General features: G+C 35.2%; 19 protein-coding genes. 2 read left to right on the top strand and 17 right to left on the bottom strand.

The window, feature by feature from the left end; genetic code table 11:
- Nucleotides 1-12: 12 nt before the first annotated feature.
- The 3 genes from recG to JF76_RS06060 are packed head-to-tail and all read right to left on the bottom strand — an operon-like array spanning nucleotide 13 to nucleotide 4,094.
- Nucleotides 13-2,049 (bottom strand): ATP-dependent DNA helicase RecG, encoded by a 2,037-nt coding sequence (gene recG / locus JF76_RS06050; RefSeq protein WP_045928252.1) that lies wholly within the window; start codon nucleotides 2,047-2,049, stop codon nucleotides 13-15.
- Nucleotides 2,050-2,051: 2 nt separating this feature from the next.
- Nucleotides 2,052-3,710, bottom strand: a complete 1,659-nt coding sequence (locus JF76_RS06055) for a DAK2 domain-containing protein (protein WP_045928253.1) — start codon at nucleotides 3,708-3,710, stop codon at nucleotides 2,052-2,054.
- A gap of 21 nt (nucleotides 3,711-3,731) precedes the next feature.
- Nucleotides 3,732-4,094 (bottom strand): Asp23/Gls24 family envelope stress response protein, encoded by a 363-nt coding sequence (locus JF76_RS06060; RefSeq protein ID WP_045928254.1) that lies wholly within the window; start codon nucleotides 4,092-4,094, stop codon nucleotides 3,732-3,734.
- Between the two features lie 163 nt (nucleotides 4,095-4,257).
- Between JF76_RS06060 and rpmB the strand changes: the two genes are divergently transcribed.
- Nucleotides 4,258-4,443, top strand: a complete 186-nt coding sequence (gene rpmB, locus JF76_RS06065) for a 50S ribosomal protein L28 (protein WP_034981532.1) — start codon at nucleotides 4,258-4,260, stop codon at nucleotides 4,441-4,443.
- A gap of 540 nt (nucleotides 4,444-4,983) precedes the next feature.
- On the opposite strand, the gene JF76_RS06070 is transcribed toward rpmB, so the two are convergent.
- From JF76_RS06070 to gmk, 10 genes are all read right to left on the bottom strand, one after another.
- A complete protein-coding gene (locus JF76_RS06070; RefSeq protein ID WP_045928255.1) occupies nucleotides 4,984-5,673 on the bottom strand; it encodes a thiamine diphosphokinase in 690 nt (229 codons plus the stop codon).
- Nucleotides 5,670-6,317 carry a ribulose-phosphate 3-epimerase gene (gene rpe / locus JF76_RS06075; protein ID WP_045928256.1) on the bottom strand — a complete coding sequence of 216 codons (648 nt, stop codon included), beginning with the start codon at nucleotides 6,315-6,317 and terminating at the stop codon, nucleotides 5,670-5,672. Before rpe ends, JF76_RS06070 begins: the two co-directional genes overlap by 4 nt.
- Before the next feature lie 10 nt (nucleotides 6,318-6,327).
- The gene (gene rsgA, locus JF76_RS06080) at nucleotides 6,328-7,218 is read right to left on the bottom strand and encodes a ribosome small subunit-dependent GTPase A (RefSeq protein ID WP_084600381.1); all 891 of its coding nucleotides are present in this window, start codon (nucleotides 7,216-7,218) and stop codon (nucleotides 6,328-6,330) included.
- Nucleotides 7,214-9,199 (bottom strand): Stk1 family PASTA domain-containing Ser/Thr kinase, encoded by a 1,986-nt coding sequence (gene pknB / locus JF76_RS06085; protein WP_045928258.1) that lies wholly within the window; start codon nucleotides 9,197-9,199, stop codon nucleotides 7,214-7,216. Before pknB ends, rsgA begins: the two co-directional genes overlap by 5 nt.
- Nucleotides 9,196-9,945: a Stp1/IreP family PP2C-type Ser/Thr phosphatase gene (locus JF76_RS06090; RefSeq protein ID WP_045928960.1), complete on the bottom strand. Its 750-nt coding sequence runs from the start codon at nucleotides 9,943-9,945 to the stop codon at nucleotides 9,196-9,198. Before JF76_RS06090 ends, pknB begins: the two co-directional genes overlap by 4 nt.
- 4 nt (nucleotides 9,946-9,949) lie before the next feature.
- Entirely contained in the window at nucleotides 9,950-11,275 is a 1,326-nt protein-coding gene (gene rsmB, locus JF76_RS06095) for a 16S rRNA (cytosine(967)-C(5))-methyltransferase RsmB (protein ID WP_045928259.1), read from the bottom strand.
- Nucleotides 11,262-12,206, bottom strand: coding sequence for a methionyl-tRNA formyltransferase (gene fmt, locus JF76_RS06100; protein ID WP_045928260.1), 945 nt, complete (start codon nucleotides 12,204-12,206; stop codon nucleotides 11,262-11,264). Before fmt ends, rsmB begins: the two co-directional genes overlap by 14 nt.
- A 14-nt stretch (nucleotides 12,207-12,220) precedes the next feature.
- Nucleotides 12,221-14,620, bottom strand: a complete 2,400-nt coding sequence (gene priA / locus JF76_RS06105; RefSeq protein WP_045928261.1) for a primosomal protein N' — start codon at nucleotides 14,618-14,620, stop codon at nucleotides 12,221-12,223.
- A gap of 62 nt (nucleotides 14,621-14,682) precedes the next feature.
- Nucleotides 14,683-14,901: a DNA-directed RNA polymerase subunit omega gene (rpoZ, locus tag JF76_RS06110; RefSeq protein ID WP_034981312.1), complete on the bottom strand. Its 219-nt coding sequence runs from the start codon at nucleotides 14,899-14,901 to the stop codon at nucleotides 14,683-14,685.
- Between the two features lies 1 nt (nucleotide 14,902).
- Complete coding sequence (gene gmk / locus JF76_RS06115) at nucleotides 14,903-15,517, bottom strand: guanylate kinase (protein ID WP_045928262.1); 615 nt, start codon at nucleotides 15,515-15,517, stop codon at nucleotides 14,903-14,905.
- 188 nt (nucleotides 15,518-15,705) lie between these two features.
- On the opposite strand from gmk, the gene JF76_RS06120 reads away from it, so the two are divergent.
- Nucleotides 15,706-15,981 (top strand): hypothetical protein, encoded by a 276-nt coding sequence (locus tag JF76_RS06120; protein WP_045928263.1) that lies wholly within the window; start codon nucleotides 15,706-15,708, stop codon nucleotides 15,979-15,981.
- A gap of 32 nt (nucleotides 15,982-16,013) precedes the next feature.
- Here the strand turns inward: JF76_RS06120 and JF76_RS06125 are convergent, their stop codons facing one another.
- The 4 genes from JF76_RS06125 to JF76_RS06140 are packed head-to-tail and all read right to left on the bottom strand — an operon-like array spanning nucleotide 16,014 to nucleotide 20,272.
- Entirely contained in the window at nucleotides 16,014-16,898 is an 885-nt protein-coding gene (locus JF76_RS06125) for a GNAT family N-acetyltransferase (RefSeq protein WP_045928264.1), read from the bottom strand.
- The gene (gene recN, locus JF76_RS06130; RefSeq protein ID WP_045928265.1) at nucleotides 16,895-18,583 is read right to left on the bottom strand and encodes a DNA repair protein RecN; all 1,689 of its coding nucleotides are present in this window, start codon (nucleotides 18,581-18,583) and stop codon (nucleotides 16,895-16,897) included. The genes JF76_RS06125 and recN overlap by 4 nt, the downstream gene beginning before the upstream one ends.
- A gap of 9 nt (nucleotides 18,584-18,592) precedes the next feature.
- A complete protein-coding gene (locus tag JF76_RS06135) occupies nucleotides 18,593-19,405 on the bottom strand; it encodes a TlyA family RNA methyltransferase (RefSeq protein WP_045928266.1) in 813 nt (270 codons plus the stop codon).
- Entirely contained in the window at nucleotides 19,406-20,272 is an 867-nt protein-coding gene (locus tag JF76_RS06140) for a polyprenyl synthetase family protein (protein WP_045928267.1), read from the bottom strand.
- Nucleotides 20,273-20,276: the final 4 nt, after the last annotated feature.

The following is a 20,276-nucleotide window of genomic DNA, read 5'->3' on the forward strand; positions in this document are numbered from 1 at the left end:
CCTCAACCTTTACTATGTTCTCTTTTGCTGTAATTGTTTATATTCTATCACTTGTTTTAAAGTTTTATTTTCTGATTTTTGCAAGAGAGGATCAAGTTTAATTAATTTTCTAGCCTCTTTTTGTGCTACTACCATAGTATCGTAGTTATTAACTACATCACCAACTTGAAATTCAGGAAGACCAGATTGAGCTTTACCAAAAATATCTCCTTCTCCCCGCATCTTTAAATCTTCTTCAGCCAATTTAAATCCGTCTGTTGTTGATGCCACTATTTTCATACGAGCTTTACCTGCCTGTGTGTTAGGATCAGCCAAAAAAATGCAATAACTTTGGGTTTTACCTCTCCCTATTCGCCCTCTTAATTGGTGAAGCTGACTAATTCCAAAACGATCAGCATTATAGATAACCATCATATTAGCGTTTGCCACGTCAACACCAACTTCAATCACACTGGTAGCAACTAAAATATTAATTTCTCCAGCTGCAAATTCGGACATAATTTCATCTTTTTTATTACCAGGCATTTGACCGTGAAGTAATACTACTTTTTCATCAGGGAAATCTTTACTGAGTTTATCATAAAGCTGTTCTGCATTTTTTAAATCTAATGCTTCTGATTCTGTGATCAAGGGTGTTACAGCATATACCTGAAATCCCTGCTTTAATTGCTCGCGCATTAGCTGATAAACCTGATCCATTTGGGTACTCGTTTTCCATGAAGAAATTACTTTTTTTCTTCCTGCGGGGAGATGTCGTATTTCAGATATAGACATGTTGCCATAAACCGTTAATGCCAGAGTTCTGGGAATCGGGGTAGCAGTCATAGAAAGAACATCAGGCAAATTTCCTTTATTAATTAAAGATTGCCGCTGATTAACACCGAACCGGTGCTGTTCATCGATAATTACTAATCCTAATTTTTTAAAAATTACGTTTGATTGAATTAAAGCATGCGTACCTATCACAACATTAATTGTGCCATCGGTCAATTCTGTATAAATTTCTTTTCGTTCCAAAGCTTTCGTAGAACCTGTTAACAGCGCACATCTTACACCTAGAGGCCTTAGCAATTCATCAATCTTTTTAAAATGCTGAGTCGCTAATATCTCTGTAGGAACCATCAGTGCAGCTTGAAAGCCAGCAGTTACAGCCGCAAAAATTGCATATACTGCAACAATAGTCTTTCCTGAACCCACATCGCCTTGTAAAAGACGCTGCATTTGTCTGGATGAAAACAGGTCTGCAAAAATTTCGTTGATAACCTGCTTTTGATCCGTGGATAATTCAAACGGCAAAGATTTAGTCAATTTAGCAACTTCATTCAGGTCATATTTCTTGGGAATCCCTTTGTTTTGTGGATTAACTTCAGTTAACTGAGCTAGTTCAGTTTGAAAAATAAAGAATTCTCTAAAAATAGCACTTCTTTTTGCAATCTGGGACTCATTAAAATTTTGCGGGTGATGCATTTTTTGTACAATATTTTTTTCAGGAAGCAAACGATATTTTCGTCGAATATCCACTGGAACAACGTCATCAACAGCCGGCAAATATTCATCTAAAGCAATATTAATGAAATCAATTAATTTTTTTTGCCTTAAATGCCGGTTAACGGAGTAAATTGGAGCCATGCCACTATCATTTTCTTTTGCTGCAATGAATTTAAAACCCGCTAAACTTTGTCTTGAGATATTGTATTTACCATAAACTGCAACTTCTTTACCTACCTCAATTTTTTCTTTCAACCAAGGTTGATTAAAAAAATTGACCATGACTACATCATGGTCAATTCTCAATTTAAAACTAAGTCTGCTCTTTTTGTAGCCAAATCTGCTTACAAAGGCTTCAGTGGCCACAACTCCCTTTAGCATTACCTTTTGACCATCCATGATCTGGTCAAGTGGAATCGTTTGAAGTTCATCATAGCGAAATGGAAAATAATATAACAAATCATAAATGCTATATATTTCTAAGCTTCCAAGTGCTGCAGCAGTTTTGGTTCCAACTCCTTTTAAATCAGTAACAGGTGCAAATAATTCCTTTGCGTACATAATTATTCAACAGAAATCAGAAAATTATATACAGGTTGTCCACCATCATGAAGTTCAAATTCAAGATCATCATGCTTCTCTTTAACAGCATCTATCAGTTTCTGAGCTTCTTTCTTGTTAGAATCTCTTCCAAACATTACAGTAACGATTTCAGAATCTTCATCCAACATTTTTTCAATCATTGAAGAAGCTGCAGTGATTATATCAGTTTTAGCCACTTTAATTTCGCCATCAATAATCCCTAAATAATCGTCTTGATGGATCTCAATCTCATTAATTTTGGTATCACGATTTGCTTTGGTAACTTCCCCAGAAACAACAGTATCAAGAGCGTCAGTCATGTTTGCAACATTGTCATCAAGAGAATCGTCCGGATCAAATGAAAGCATGGCTGTCAAGCCTTGTGAAATGGTTTTAGTAGGGACAATGCCGACTGGGATACCGCTCACCTCAGCTGCCTGTTTTGCTGCCATAATAATATTACCGTTGTTAGGCATCACTATTGCCTTCTTGGCACCTGATTTTTTGATTGAGTCAATAATGTCCTGCGTTGAAGGGTTCATTGTTTGACCGCCAGAAATAATGCGGTTAACACCTTCACTTTCAAAAAGTTTGCGAATGCCGTTACCAGAAGCAACTGCTATTACGGCAAAATCAACATTTTTCTGATTTTCTTCACTGTTATTTACTATTGTTTCGTGTTGAATCCGCATATTGTCAATTTTAATTTTTCCCAATTGACCAAACTGACTGCCGTACGCAAAAATAGCTCCAGGATGTTCAGTATGAACATGAACTTTTGCCACTTCTTCATCTGAAACAGCCAAAAGTGAATCACCTAACTGAGATAAATGCTCCCTAAATTCATCTAAATTAAAAGTTTTCTTATCAGGAACATCAGCAGTTAAATCAACCATAATTTCCGTACAGTAGCCATTAGCAATATCCTGAGTAGAAAGTTGTGATTGTACAGATTGGTGATGCATGGCATTAATCATTTCATCCATTTCACCTTCATCAGGTTGATAACGGTCAGCAAATTCTTCACCTAAAAGGCCTTCTAAAAATCCTTCATATATGAAGAGTAAGCCTTGGCCTCCTGAATCAACTACACCAACTTGCTTTAAAACAGGTAATAAGTCAGGAGTTGTCTTTAACGCTTTTTTAGCACCTTCAACAATCGCCTTCATAACTTCTTCAACATCATCGGTTTCATTGGCCTTATTGGCACCTTCTTGCGCACCAATCCGAGCAACAGTCAAAATAGTTCCTTCAACTGGCTTCATTACGGCTTTATAAGCTGTTGCAACCCCATTTGAAAAAGCATTGGCCAACTCTTGTGCATTAAGGGTTTTCATGCCTTGAGTTGCCTTATAAACTCCTCTAAAGAGCTGAGAAGAGATTACGCCACTATTACCGCGAGCACCCATCAACATCCCTTTAGCAAGGCTTTCTGTTAAATCGCCAACACTATTACTAGTATTTTGGGCAACAGCTTTAGCGCCACTTTCAATAGTTAAATTCATATTTGTTCCAGTGTCTCCATCAGGAACAGGGAAAACGTTCAAAGAGTTAATAAACTCTGCGTTGCGACCAAGTCTGTGCGTAGCGACGCGAACCATATCTCTAAATTTTTTACTGTCTATTTCCTTTAAAACCAATATTTCTACCCTCCGCTTGAGTTATTCATCAAGCACTTTAACACTTTGAACGATGACATTAACAGCTTTAGTTTCAATTCCAAGTTGATTTTTCAAATTGAATTTAACACTACCTTGTACGTTGCGACTTACTTCAGATATTTTTAAACCATAGCCGACTATTATATAAACATCAACCGTAATCTTATTATCCTCAGACTTAACAACAACACCGCGCTTATAATTTGCTCGATTCAATATTCCATCGAAACCATCACGGATAGCATTTTTTGAAGCCATGCCAACAACACCGTAGTTAGATGTAGCTGCGCTACCAACAACAGTTGCAATCACTCCATTTGAAACATCAATCAAACCGTTTTTTGTTTTGATTTTTACAGCCATGTTTACCTCCGAATCATTGTTCTCATATTATGAATCTATTTTATCATAGTAATCAAGTTTAAATGCAAAAATCCCTTCTTAAAAAATACTTTTGCAGTTGCAATGTTCTTAAACTTATGCTATCTTAATTTAGTATGAAAACACAATAAAGGAGGTTTAGCAAATGGCAAAAGATTATATCACTGGCAAAAAGACCACTTTTGGTAATACACGTTCACACGCACTGAATTCATCACGTCGTGCGTGGAAGCCAAACCTTCAAAAAGTTCGTATTCTTGTCGATGGCAAGCCAAAGCGTGTATGGGTTTCAACTAAGACATTAAAATCTGGTAAAGTTACCCGTGCCTAGCGTAAAATAAAAAAGTTTTTAAAGCAGAAGTTTTCTTCTGCTTTTTTATTTCCCAAAATCTGTTTAAAAGTTTATGTTTAAATAGAGATATTCTTATTGCTCTTTCAATTAATTTTCAAGTCAAAAAAAGACAAGTTATAGTCTGTAGTTTTACTTGAAGAAGGTATTGTTTTTAGCTAACCTCATTGGCAAATCTTTCATTTCAATTTTTTATATATTCTGCTATTAATAAAAGATGATGTTGCCGATACACTTCTCATTGCAACAATTTACTTATATAAAATTTGTTAATTTTAAGTTTTATCAAGCATAACAAAGGCAGTATCTCCACCAATGTAAATCTTTTTTTACTCATCAAAAAGGATACAAATCATACCAATCTTTCAATTTTTTTAATTATATAATTTGTTTTGGAGCTTGCCACTATTAGTGGAAATCATAGCAGCAAGATAATTGAGGAGATATACCAAAAATATTTATTAACTTATAACAACTTGTTCCAAGAGATATAAAAAAACAGCAGTGAATCTGCTGTTTTTATTATTTGATATTTTGAAAGCGATCAATGTCCCTAGATTGAATAACTGCAACAGTTCCTTTTTTAAATGATAATTCAAATTGATCTTTATTAGGTAAAAATTCATTCGAACTAAACGAGACAGGATTATTCCCGCTAAAATCTGTTAAATTATATTTAGCTCCCGTAATTTTTAAATTTTGAACAGCTGTTAATGGTATTACTCCAAAATATTTATAAGTTGGTAATTTTTCTATCAAATGTTGTCCGTTATTGTAGAATCTGATTGAATTTTGTTGGTCAATAAGTTCGATGCTTTCAGCAAACTGGTTAAATCCAGGTTTAAGAACCATAAATAAATTAGATAGAAAATGATCTAATCGCCCTCCAGTTGCTCCAAAAAGGCTTAAATGAGAAGTATGATAATCTATAAAAGCACATCTAATAACCATTTCAGCATCCGTCAAGTCTTTTTCTGGAAGAGAATACCTGATATCATTAACATTTTTTTCAATTGCAGCTAATTCATTTTTTTGCAATGAATCAAAATCTCCTTCAGCTAAATCGGCCTTTATACCCATTTCTTCTAAAAGATAAGTCCCACGATCAACTCCGATTATTAAATCGCCGTTTTTTTTGGCTGCTAAAAGCTGCTTTTTAAGATCATTAGGCCATAACTGTTTAGGAGCGCCTAGCAACGCCCATGCTTTCATTCTAATATACCTTTCAGTTCAGCAATTTGTTGTTCAACACTATTTTGACAAAAAAGGTATGATCCAGCTACAAAAATTTCTGCTCCTGCATCTTTAGCTTTTTTAGCAGTTTGTCCGTTGATTCCTCCATCAACTTCAATAGGAACTTTTCCATTTACTAAATTTGATGCTTCTTTAATTCTAGAAAGAGAATCTGGAATAAATTTTTGTCCACCAAAGCCAGGAAAAACCGTCATTAGTAAAATTTGATCTATTTTTGAAATAAATTTGGAAAGTACAGATACGGGAGTATCAGGGTTAAGAACCACACCGGCTTTAACTTGATTTTCATTTAAATAATCTAACCAGTAATTTAGTTTCTCTTCAGTCATTGCTTCATAATGAAGCAACATTATTTGAGCACCGGCCTTAGTAAAAGCTGGTACCAAATCATCAGGATTGTTACTCATCAAGTGAATCTCGGCCTCAATAGATGGAAAAGCTTTTTTGAAATCTGAAACAAGTTGTGGACCAAAAGATAAATTAGGTACGAAATGCCCATCCATGATATCAATGTGAAATCGGTTAATGCCTGCATTCACAGTTGTTTGAATGTCTTTTTCTAAATTTAAGTTATTAATATTTAATATTGATGGTGCTATCACTGTATTCTCCTTACTTTAAATATTCTGGTAATTTGCCATTTTCTATTTCTTTGCGCAATAACAAGTAATCATCATAGCGGCTTTTTTTTATTTCGCCTGTTTCAACTAGTTCTTTTACTCTGCACTTGGGTTCATTAAGATGTTGGCAACCACGGAATTTACAGAATTTACTTGCTCTTCTAAACTCAATAAAATAATTGCATAATTCATTTATTTTAATTGGAGTTAAATCAATTGCTGAAAACCCTGGTGTATCCGCAAGGTAACCCTTACCTAAAGAGAAAAGATTTACCGTTCTTGTTGTGTGCTTGCCACGATTTAAGGAATTTGAAATAATCCCAGTTTCTTGATGCAGGCCACTTTTTAGTGAGTTAATTAAAGTTGATTTGCCTGCACCAGATTGACCTGCTAAAGTCCATATCTGCTGGGAACCAATATCATTAGGCAAATTACTGGCAACTTCTTTTTTACTAAAATAGACCTTATAGCCTACTTCTTGATAATAATTCAAATTTTCTTGAATTTTATCTAGATCCGATATACCAACTAAATCACTTTTCGATAAAAAAATACTTACAGCAATGTTTTTCCAAGAAAAATAAGTCAGAAAGCGATCTAACAGTTGTAATGAAAAATCTGGTTGTACAGCAGACATTACGAGTAAAATTTGAGTCACATTGGCTACAGCAGGACGACCAATCAGGTTTTGGCGAGGCAACACCGCAACCAAATAACTTGTGCCCTGATCATCAATTTGAATCTTAACGTGATCACCAACAGCAGGCTTTAGATTATTTTTACGAAAAACCCCTCTGGCACGGGTTCTTATTGTATCAGTGCTCGTCTGAACATCATAAAAGCCAGCAATCAGACCCGTAACAATTCCCTGATCTTCTTTAATCATTTTTGACCTTCTCATTCAAAATTGTCTGCCCGTCGCGCACTACTTTCAACTGACCAGGGCCATCCTTAAGCTCAAATGGTATTGAAAAATTCATATCTTTTTTAATGTATAGATCCCGATAAATATTTTCAATTGAATGTTTATCATCTGAAACATAAATTTGAACATGATTCCCCCGCTTGTCATCTGAATCATCTTCATCATTATCTTCATAACTAACTGTGAAATTTTTTATAGCTGTTAGATCACGCTCTTTTTTTGCACCTTCAGAAACATTAACTGAAATTGTACTTCCCCTTGGTACTCTGGTACCAACTGCCGGACTCATTGAAATAATCATACCCTTTTTAACTTTATTTGAATACGCAGAACTGACTTGCAGAGTTAAACCATGCTTATGTGCAAATTCTTGTGCTTCCTTCAATGAATAATTAGTTAGATCCGGTAATTTAGTCATATGATCTTTTGGACGATGATTCTTTCCTTCTGACACAGTTAAAGTAATGGTTGTTTGGTCTGGCTTTACCTCCACATCAGCTGCAACACTCTGAGAAATAACATGATCAGGTGGAACGTTAGAAGAAAATTGGTTTTCGCGAATTATTTCAAAGCCCAATTTTTCTAGCTTGTGTACTGCTATTTCATATTCGTCTCCAGTTACATCAGGTACTCTTACCATACCTGCTCCATCTGATATATAAAGATCAATGTATCTGCCTCGTTTTATTTCTACTCCTGCAGTAGGTGAAGTTTCAATTACTTTACCACGATCTATACTGTCAGAACTTCTGTGTCTTATTTTACCTACTTTCAATCCTACGTTCTCCAGTTTGTTTCTTGCTTTTTTTTCACTCATATTGGTGACGTCTGGAATACGTACATCTTTATGATTGTTGCTGTTTAAAACAAAAAACATTAATCCAACGATTAAAACCGCAGCAATTCCAACAAAAAGCCACCACCATTTATGTTTACGCAAAGCCTGTGTAAAACTGGAATGATTTACTTTGGACTTATCGCCTGTCTCATCATTTTGTATTCTGCTTTCTTCAGTTAATCTATTGCTATTTGGATCAGATTTAAAATTAGGTAAAATAATGGTTTCGTCATCATTATTGCCATGAGTTGGCTTAAAAACCGGTTCATTAGCTCTACCTGGCTCTAAACTACTGTCGAGATCATCTTTCATTTCTTTGGCTGAATCATATCTGTCACGTGGATCTTTAGCGGTAGCTCTTAAAACAACATTTTCCAAAGATTGGGGAATGTTTGGGTCTTGTTTTCGTATTGAGGGAATTGGCTCTTGTGCGTGCTTTAAAGCAATTGAAACAGCTGAGTCTCCGTTAAATGGAACATGACCAGTAATTAATTCATATAGAATTATGCCTAAAGAGTAAATATCAGACTGCTTGGTGACGAGTCCTCCCCTCGTTTGCTCAGGAGACATGTAATGGACAGAACCAATCGCTGAGTTAGTTTGGGTAACTGAATTCTGATTAAGAGCCACAGCAATGCCAAAATCGGCAATTTTTATATTTCCATGCTTATCCATTAAAATATTTTGCGGTTTTAGGTCTCTGTGAATAACATTATGTTTATGAGCCAAGGACATTGCACTCAGTATTTGATCCATAATGCGGATAATATCTCCTAAATGCAAAGGAGAATTTGCTCTAATATAATCTTTTAAATCCGGTCCATCGACATATTCCATTACCATGTATGGCAGTCCATGATCAGTGCCAACATCAAGAACCATTACTATATTAGGATGGCTCAATTCGCTTGTTGCCAGAGCTTCTCTTTGAAAACGAGCCAAAGTTTGCGGTTCTTTTTGCAAATCAAGACGCAAAATTTTAACCGCAACTTTTCGTTGTAAAATTATGTCTTCAGCAAGATAAACATTTGCCATGCCACCTTCACCCAAAGTATCGATTATACGGTAACGATCGCCTAACAAATAGCCCTTATTTATCATTTACCGTCACCGCCTTCGTTTAGAATTAAGCAAGCAGTAATGTTGTCCTCACCACCTAAACGGTTAGCTTCATCAATCAATTTTTGGCACCGACTCTTTAATGATAAATCTTTTGTCGCAAGAATTTGCTGAATCTGTGGGTCACTTAATGAGTTTGTTAACCCATCAGTACAAAGCAAAATAATATCGTTATCATTTAAAGTGACCTGTTTAAACTCTGGATCAATTGTACTTGAAACCCCCAGTGATTGAGTAATAATATTTTTTTGAGGATGATTTCTAGCCTGTTGCTTCGTAATTTGTCCTAATTTTACTAACTCATTAACAAGGGAATGATCTTCAACTAACTGGATGAATTTGCCATCAGAATAACCATATGCTCTTGAATCCCCCAGATGTGCAATTAAAGCTTCGTTGTTAAAAATAGCAGCCAGTACAATAGTAGTACCCATACCGTTTAGATCTGGAAAGCGATCTGCAGTTCTTAGTATAGTTTCATTTTCATTACTTAACTGGACGTTTAGCCACTTACGTGCACTGTCAGAATCATAAAAATCAGTAACCCCAAAATTATGACCCAAATGACTTACAGCCATAGTTGAAGCTACATCGCCGCCTTGGTGTCCACCCATGCCATCGCAAACAATGGCCAACAAAGCGTTCTTTTTGTTTTTGAAAACCTGGACAGAATCCTGATTACTTTTGCGTATTCGTCCAATACTAGATGCAAATGCTGTTCTAATCAAAACTTTAACCTCGCATTTTAAACTTAGCAATAAAAAAACCGTCACTGCCATAACTATCAGGTAAAATTTTCAACATCCCTTTTGTTGCTTTAAGCTTACCCGCAGTGAAAGGTTGTAATTCAAACTGAGTATGACTTTTTAAAAAAGCCTTAACAACGTCTTCATCTTCTTCTCGCGTAATAGTACAAGTAGAATATACTAATTCGCCATCCCGACTTAACAAGGTACTCACATGGTCTAAAATATCTAATTGTATTTCTCGTAATTTACTTAAATCGTGTAAAGTTTTAGTATAGCGAATTTCCGGTTTTCTTCTAATAAGACCTAATCCAGAACATGGAGCGTCCACCAAGATCTTGTCAAACTGTCCTTTTTTAAATTTTTGATCAGCTTTTCTGGCATCCATCGTTTTAACATTTATTCTTGATGCCACATTCATTCTTTTACCATTTTGCTTAACCAAACCCAATTTATTTTTGTGAATATCAAGAGCAGTAACATGACCTTGTTTTAGCTTTTCAGCAATTTGAACAGTTTTTCCACCTGGTGCACTACAGGCATCAAGAACTTCTTCATTGCCAGTAAAAGTGAAAGCACTTACTGCCAAACTAGCAGCTTCGTCCTGGATTGTCAATTTCCCTTCTTTGAATAAAGAAGTTTTAAAAACTCCACCATGTGTTAAAACCAATTCATCTTCAGCAATTTGAGATTTAGCAGGAGAAAATCCTAATTTAGTTAATTCTTCTTTAACTAAATTGAAATCAGCCAAGCCTGAAATTCTAACAGTATTTTTAGCTGGTTTATTAATACTGGACAAAATCGAGGCCGCTTTGTTTTCACCCCAATTATTAATAAGGTACTGAACAAGCCACTGGGGGGTACTTTCTTTAACACTTAAAAAAAGTACTTTGTCTTCAGCATCGGGTAAAATCTTGCCTCTTCTCAAGAAAGACCGCAAAATACCATTAACAATCTTAAATCCAGCCGAATGCTTTCTACCAAATTCCTTAGCCAAATTATTAGCTTCGTTTAGAACGGCTCGATCTGGTATGCTGTTCATAAATAAAATTTGATAGGCGGACATTAGTAGCAATGGCAAAAGATAATCTTCTTTAAGTTCAGTTTTTAATAAACCCTGAAACTGATATTCCAAATATATTTTTTCCTGAATAGTGCCATACACGATTCGTGTCGCCAAATTTTGATCAGCCTGAGACAGCTTCGTTTCCTGCAAACTATTGTTAAAACTGATATTTGAATAAGAGCCATCACGAAATACTCGAATCAAGGTTGCAAGTGCTACCGAACGTGCACTTTTATGAACTGACAATCTTATCACCTTTACTGAAGTTTTTACCCTGACCGTTCAAAAAACTTTTAATTACCATTTTTTTCTTTCCAGAAGGCTGAACTTCAAGTAAATTCAAAACGGTATGATTAGCAAAACTAATTGCAAATCGTTTTTTATTATCAACGACAACTCCAGCAGGAAATGCAGTCGTATCGCCAGCAACTTCAGCTTGCCATATTTTAAATCTTTTACCAGCAATGAGCAAATAAGCTCCTGGATCAGGATTAAGACCTCGAATTAAATTATTAGCCTCAGTCGCGGTCATATTTAATTTTATTTGTTCCTGTTTTTTGCTGATATTTGGTGAAAAAACCACTTTATTTTGATCTTGCGCTGTCTTTTTTTGCGGATCAGCAATAATTTGCGGCAAAGTTTGGATTAGCAAGTCACGACCTAAAAGAGATAGTTTTTCAAATAAGGTTCCCGCATTATCCTCTTTTTGAATATCTATTGTTTTTTGAGAGTAAATGTCACCTGCATCCATTTGCTTAACCATTTCCATAATGGTTACTCCGGTTTGTTGATCACCGTTAATAAGAGCATATTGAATAGGAGCACCGCCACGATATTTTGGTAATAGAGAACCATGAACGTTAACAGCAGCAATTTTTGCCGATTGCAGAAATTTACTAGGCAAAAACTGACCATAAGCAGCAGTGATGATTAAATCAGCGTGCATTTTTATCAAAGCAGCTAATTCAGCAGATTTTCCCAAATGTTCAGGCTGAAAAACGGGTAAATTCAGTTTCTTAGCTAAAATCTTAACCGGAGTTTCAGTAACTTTTTGTTTTCGTCCAACTTTTTTATCAGGTTGAGTAACCACGGCTTTTATTTCATAATCATTCTCTGAAAGAGCCTCTATAATTGGTACAGCAAATTTAGGAGTTCCTAAAAAAATTATTGATGTCATTAATCATTTCCCCTTTACATTATGCGCTCTGGTTCATTATCAATATAAACAGACAAACCATATTTTTTAACCTTTTGCGCTGAGTCTTGAATTTGGTGTAGTAACTTGTTTAAATTATCTTCTTTTTTATATTTTACCAGTATTTGATAATAATATTGATTTTTTAAACGAGAAATTGCACTAGGAGTTGGACCTAAAACTATTGTTGACTGGTGTAATTTTGGCTGTAACCATTTTTTTATTTTAAAAGCCTCTCTCGCAGCATTTTGTTCTTTTTTTGCCGCAACAGAAATTAATACTGTATAAAAATAAGGCGGATAATTACCGGCATGACGAACATGCATCTCATATTGATAAAACTGTTCATAATCCTGAGTTTCAGCTAACTTAATGGCATAATGATCAGGATTAAAAGTTTGAATAATTACCTTACCTTTCTTTTGAGCCCGTCCAGCCCGCCCTGCAACTTGTGTTAACAACTCAAACGTTCTTTCAGAGGCGTTGTAATCTGGTAACCATAACCCCGTGTCAGCATTAACAACGCCTACTAAGGTCACATTGGGAAAATCCAGTCCTTTGGCAATCATTTGCGTACCTAGCAGGATATCTGCTTCACGATTGCCAAAAGCATCTAAGATCCTTTTAAATGATCCTTTTCTTCTTGTAGTATCAACATCCATTCGCAAAATACGGCAGCCTGGTATTATTTTTTCAAGCTCTGTCATAATTTTTTGTGTGCCAGTACCCAAGAAGCGGATTTTTGTGCTTTGACAATTAGGACATTTTTCAGGAATCGCAGTAGAATAGCCACAATAATGACACTGCATTTTATTTGTATCTTTATGCATTGTCAAAGATAGGTCGCAATTTGGACATTTCATAACGTAACCGCAATTACGACATAACATAAAGTTGGCAAAGCCTCTCCTATTTAGCATTAAAATAACTTGTTCTTTTTTGGCAATTCTTTTCTTTATCGCCTCAACGAGTTGAACGGAAAGGTCAAATTGTCCGCCACTAAAATGAGCTTTTTTTAAATCAATTAAATTAACTTCTGGCAAACTTTGCTGGTTAGCACGATGTGGTAGTTGTAACAGCTGATATACACCTTTTTGTGCTCTGGCTCTGCTCCCTAGTGAAGGTGTTGCACTGCCCAACAAAAGCGGGCAAGAATTATAGTTGCTGCGCCAAATTGCGACATCTCTGGCATGATAACGTGGATTATCTTCTTGTTTATAAGAACTTTCATGCTCTTCATCGATTACTATTAAACCAATATTTTTTAAAGGTGCGAAAACTGCGCTTCGTGCGCCAACAACAACACGAACTTCGCTTCGGCGTATGCGACGCCATTCGTCATACATTTCTCCTTCAGAAAGCCCACTATGTAAAACAGCTACTTGCTGGCCAAAACGATTTTTTACTTGACCTACCATTTGCGGAGTTAAGGATATTTCTGGAACCATCATTAAAGCATTTTTCCCAGCCTTTAAGGTAGTACTTATAGCATTTAAGTAAACTTCTGTCTTACCACTGCCAGTAACACCTTCTAATAAAAAAGTACGTGGCTTTTTTGCAATGATTGCTGGCTCTATTTCAGCTAGAGCTTTCTTTTGTTCAGTGTTAAGCTTAATTTTTTTATCTGATTTTTCTTCCTGCTCATAATTTGTCAGTGGATCACGATAAATTTCAGCCGGTTTTTTTCTAAGCCAGCCTCTTTTGACAGCATTCGTTAATGAAACAGTATTAACATGCGCATTGTTTTCAATTTCTTTTTGCATTTGGGGAAATTTATCGTAGTTTTCAATTATATACATTATGAGCTGCTTTTGTTTAACAGCATTTTTTCTCAAAGATTCATAAATATTTATATAGCCTTTTTTAGTATCCGATAATGAATATTCGTTTTCAGTTTTGATCCGAGCCCTATTTTCAACAACATACTCAATTTTGGCAACATTTGTCCGTAATAATTTGCGAATTTCCGCAATTTGTTTATTATCCGTAATTTTATTTAAATCTAACGGTTCACCTTGGAAAATGCTCATTTTTTTAGCTATGAAAGATTCTGGTACCAAAATTTTACGATAATTAGCACGCATGACTCTAGGAAGCATAGTTTTCAGAATAGTGATTCGATAAGAATAAACATGATCAGCCAAATTTTTTGATAATTTAATTAATTCTGAAGTCAGAGGCGGCATTTCATCAACTACCAAAAGCAAGTCTTTTAATTTACCCTGATATTGACTTTGGTTACTTAAGCCAACAACGAAACCTTGTAACTTGCGTGGTCCAAAAGGCACAAAAACTCTAGAACCAATTTCTACTTCACCCAATTGATCTGGAATATGATATTCAAAAATGCGATCCGTTTGCTTGGCTGCAACATCAACAATAACCTGTGCAATCATTTAATCACCTTTAAAAAAAGACCTCCATCTGTCTAAGGATGGAGGCCATAAAACTTTATTAATTACTGATTAACCTCACGATGCTTGGGATCAACGGTAACTTTGCCAGCTTCAATTTCTTCTAAAGCTTTGCCCACTGGTTTTTGTGATTTATAACTTTTTAAAGCTTCAGGTTCACCGTCTTCAAGTTCATGTGCTCTTTTCGCTGCAAGAACCGATAAAGAATATCTAGAATCAACCTGAGCCAACAATTTATCAATAGATGGATATGTAACTCTCAATTTAATCCTCCTTAACCATTTTGCGATAAGTATTAATGACACGTTTAACACTCACGTGTTCAGCTTCAACAATCGCTTTTATATGATCAACTGCATTTGCCACAGTATCATTAACCACCGCATAATCATAATCCTGCATGACCAGAATTTCTTGACGAGCCTGTTTTATTCGACCCATAATTACGTCCTCGGATTCAGTACCCCGATTTTCCAACCTGGTATGCAAAGTATGTAAATCAGGTGGCGTTAAAAATATAAAGACGCCATCAGGCATTTGTTTTCTAACTTTCTTAGCACCATTGACATCAATTTCCAGCAAGACGTCTTTACCTGCGTCCAGCATCTTTTCAACAGGGGTCATAGGAGTGCCATAAAAATTATTTACATATTGATTATACTCCAAAAGCTCATTTTGTTTGATCGCCTGCTTAAATCGCTCTTGAGTAACAAAATAATAATCCTTACCGTTTACTTCGCCTGGCCTGGGCTTTCTTGTAGTCATTGACACTGAATATTCAAACGGAAATACTTTATTTTTCACTATTGCACTTTTAACGGTTCCCTTACCAACTCCTGAGGGACCAGAAAGGACAAGTAACAAACCTTTTTCTGTCATGCCATACTCCCTTAATAAAAGCTATTGTATTTAGTTTGCACTAAAATGAAAATATTTTCAAGTTATGACATTTTAATAAATCAAAATTCTCCTAAAAAATTTTAATTAAATACTTGTTTTTTGGAACAAATGTTCTTATAATATTATTTGTCAAACAAATGTTCGGTTAACTCTAAAGGGGTGGTTTGATGAAAAACTCTCTTAAGAAAATTTATCACTATTTCTTCGATTATGATGAAGATAAATTAAGTATTTACAGCCAATATTACTATGAAATATTAACTGATCTTAATAGTGCCCTACTTCACCGCTCCTATATATTGGTAAGTTATCAGGATGGAACGAGTGAAATCGGACAAATCATAAAACGTATTTCTGCAGGTCGTTTTATTTTGCGTTTAGAAAATAAAAAACTAATTAAAATAGTTGATATTGATACCATTTTTAGAGTCGATTTTGCCTAATTAGTCTCATAAAAACGCATTGCCAAGAATCATTATGATTCTTGGCTTTTTAAATACAATGTTTCGCTTAATATTTTGAAGCCAGCTTTTTCATAAATGTGAATTGCCGCTTTATTGTCAACATCAGCATTCAGAGCAAAAACTTTGCTACCTTCTTTTTGCAAAATTACCATCATCTTTTTGATGAAAAAAGTACCAAAGCCTTTTCCGCGAAATGGCTTGTCAATAAACAATCCGAAGAAATAATCCTCATTTTCACCATGATCCACAGCACAATAGCCGAGAACTTCATTACCTTTTAATAAGATAAAGCTTTTGGTATCTTTATCCAACAGGGAATTTTTAATGTATTTAGTAGATGTGGCAATGGCATCTCCAAAAGCATTACTGTGTGCTGCAGCAACCTGATCAACATAGTTCATTGTTAAAGGCTTAACTACTAAAACTTGGTTTAATTTGTCATTCTTTTCAATTAGTGCTGGTTCTACAGTTCGCATATAATAATCTGAATCTTCTGGAACAACTTTTAAACTCATATTTTTCAAAAAACTTGGATTTTTTTCTAAAAAGACTTTCTCTGTCACAAATTCCCATTTGTGATAACCATACTGCACCATAATTCTTTTCGCATGCTCAAACATTCTTGTAGCAATCCCTTGTCTGCGAAATTCAGGATCAACTTCTAAGTTGACTTCCACCTCTTCTTCAGGTCCTTCATCTGCATATAGCATAGTTAATCCAACTAACTTATTTTCATCATAAGCCAAAATAAAAGTTGGCATATCTTGAAAATAATTAAATTGATTGCTCAAATAAAAATCTGAATATGTTCTATCAGCTTTTTGGACTCTTTCTGTTAATTCATTCGCCTGCCTTTGTTCTTTGTCACTTAAATTTACTTTTTCAACGATTATCATTTCTTCTTCCTTTTAAAACTTTTCATTAGGTCCTTGGCATTTTGTTTAGCTGCTTGTGTTACATTACTACCTGCCATCATTTCGGCAATTGCAGTTACAGTTTCTTCTTGAGTTAAGGGACCTATTTGTGTGTATGTAGCACCATCTTCAACTTTTTTGGCAACTAGGTATTTTTGATCACTGGCTGCAGCAACCTGTGGTGAGTGTGTTATAGCAATTACTTGCTTGTTTTCTCCAATTGAGTGCAATTTTTGACCTATTGCCGCGGAAACGCGACCAGAAACGCCAGTATCAATTTCATCAAAAATCATTGTGCCCACCGGTTCAACTTTGCTAAAGATTGCTTTCAATGCCAGTATCAGCCGTGACTGTTCACCGCCAGATACGATCTTGACCAGAGGCATTAGTTCTTCGCCGGGATTTGGTGCTATTAAGAAGACAATATTATCAGTGCCTTTATTACTAAAAGTTTTTGTTGTCGAAAAATCAATCCTAAAACGAGCTTTTGCCATATATAAATCCGCTAATTCCTGTTTGATTTTACTTTCAAGTGTTGCGGCTACTTTTTTCCTCGTCTCATGAAGATTTTGCGCTTCAGTTTTGAGTTTTTCTTCCAGAATATTAAGCTGCTTTTGCAACTTTTCTTCATCAAGTCCCCCTGTTTCATATTGACTCAATTCTTTTTGAATTTTGGCATAAAAGGCAAAAACATCTTCTAATGAAGGACCATATTTTTTCTTCAATGAATTAAGCAAATCTAACCTGTTTAAAACGTACTGAAATCTTTCCTCATCAAAGTCCATTTCATCGAGTACATTTGATAATTCGCTTCGTGCGTCACTTAATGCAAAAACTCCATCATCTATAGTTTTAGCAATATCTTTGAATTTAGCACCATATTCTGTTAATTCATTTGCTGCACTTTGGGCATTACCCAGTAAAGTTTCAATGCCATGGTCTTCATCGTCATATAATTGCATTAAATAGTTAGCTGTATCGACAATTTTTTGATAATTATTTAGTTCGTTATATTCTTCTTCTAGCTGATCGTCTTCATGAGGATCTTGCAGATCAGCTTTGGACAATTCATCATTCTGAAAAGATAATATATCTTGTTTTTGAGCCAGTTCCTGGGCATCTTTATGCAAATGATTAATTTGAGAAGTTAATTTTTGCCATTTTTTAAAATTATTCTGATAAAGATGAAGTTCCTCTTTAAATACTGCAGGAGCATAATTATCGACCAGATCAATTTGTCGATCTTGATCCATCAATATTTGTTGATCATTTTGACCATGAATATCAACCAGAAAATTACCTAATTCTTTTAATACATTAATTGTAGTTAATTGTCCATTTATGCGAACAATATTTCTTCCCTTAGCAGCTATTTCCCGGCTGATGATTAATTGCTTATCTGCATCAGGTATACCGTACTTATCACAAATTGCAGCAATTTTTTTAGATTCATGATCAATATCAAACAAGCCGGTAATAACAGCTTTTTTTTCACCGCTACGGATCATTTCTTTTTGACTGCGACTTCCCATTAATAATGAAACTGCATCGATAATAATTGATTTACCCGCACCAGTTTCACCTATTAGCACAGTCATATTTTCTTGAAAGCGAACCTTCAATGCTTTAATAATTGCAAAATTTTTAATATCCAGTTCAACTAACATTTTTTTCTCCTAAAGATTGGCAACAGCCTGAGTAACTATATCTTCTGGGTTCCCAGACCATATTAATTTACCACCATCTTTTTCGTCTTTTTGTAGATGTATCAAAAACTCAATATTGCCTTTACCACCTTTTATTGGTGAATAATCAAGGCTGAGCACGTTAAAGCCATTAGCCCTTGCCTGATCAATGGTATGTCTGATAACGGCACAATGGACATCATGATCATGTACTATGCCATGTTTACCGACATGTTCTGGACCAGCTTCAAATTGAGGCTTTATCAGACAAACAGCTTCACATTTATCTTTTAGAATCTGAAACATTGGCGGCATAATTAAATCTAAAGAAATAAAGGAAACATCAGTCATTGCAAAATCAGGTTGACCATGAGTAAAATCTTCAGGCTTACTGTAACGAAAATTTTGCTTCTCCATTACTATAACGCGCGGATCATCACGCAATTGCCAAGCAAGTTGATTGTATCCTACATCGAGGGCATAAACCATCTTAGCCTTATTTTGTAAAGCGACATCAGTAAATCCCCCAGTAGAAGCACCGATGTCTAGGCAAATTTTATTGGTCAAGTCAATTTGAAAAGATCTTAAGGCCTTAGCCAGTTTAAAACCACCCCTTGAGACATACTTTTTATCCGATTTTTTTACAAAAAACTTTTCATCAACCGGTAAGTTAGTACCACTTTTATCAATTCTCTGATGATTATGATCTGATACTAACCCTGCCATGATCGCCCGTTGAGCCTGAGTTCGAGAATGAAACATGCCTCGTCTGACTAATAATACATCCGCTCTTTCTTTGACCATTTACAATACCTTTTTATATAAATCAAGAAATCCAGCTAAAACATTCGCATCAACAGATTTTAAGCATTTTTGAGCATCAATCATTAAGTCAGTCAGCTCTTTACGACTTCTTGAAATACCAAGCAAAGTCAAGGTATTATTTTTGCCGCTTTCTAAATCTTTATGAGTTTTTTTACCCGCCTCTGCAGAAGTTTCAACCACATCTACTAAATCATCATAAATTTGATATGATCTTCCAAAATCTTCAGCAAACTGAATTAGCGTCTTTTTTTGAGAAGAATTAGCATCACCATATTCAACTGCCATTGCAACACACGCTTTAATTAAGCAACCTGTTTTTAACCATTCCATTTTATTAATAAATGCAGAATTGTTTGCGACACTATCATTATTAGTAGAATCAATATCTAAATATTGTCCACCAACCATGCCGTTAGGACCAACAGCTTGGGTAATTATTTTAACTAATTTGACTGAATTACTGCCATCAGAAATCCATTCAATACCCATTGGTAATAAAGCATCTCCAGCAAGAATGGCTTCAGCCTCACCCCATTTTTTGTGACTTGTTAATTTTCCTCTCCGATAATCGTCATTATCCATAGCCGGCAGGTCATCATGAATTAACGAATAAGTGTGAATCAGCTCAATTCCACTTGCAATCCTGACTTCTTCCTCATTTATTTTTACTTTTAGTGCGTCAAGCGTTGCCAAAAAAAGTAAGGGACGTAACCTTTTGCCTCCAGCCATTACTGAATAGGACATAATCTGACTTATTTTCTTGTCAGAAACTTCGCTTGTTAAATGCCCTTTTAAGTAATCATCTACTATCGGAGTCCATTTTTCTTTAAATTCTTTAAAATTCATTTCA

It is taken from the genome of Lactobacillus kullabergensis (genome assembly GCF_000967195.1).
GTDB lineage: Bacteria > Bacillota > Bacilli > Lactobacillales > Lactobacillaceae > Lactobacillus > Lactobacillus kullabergensis.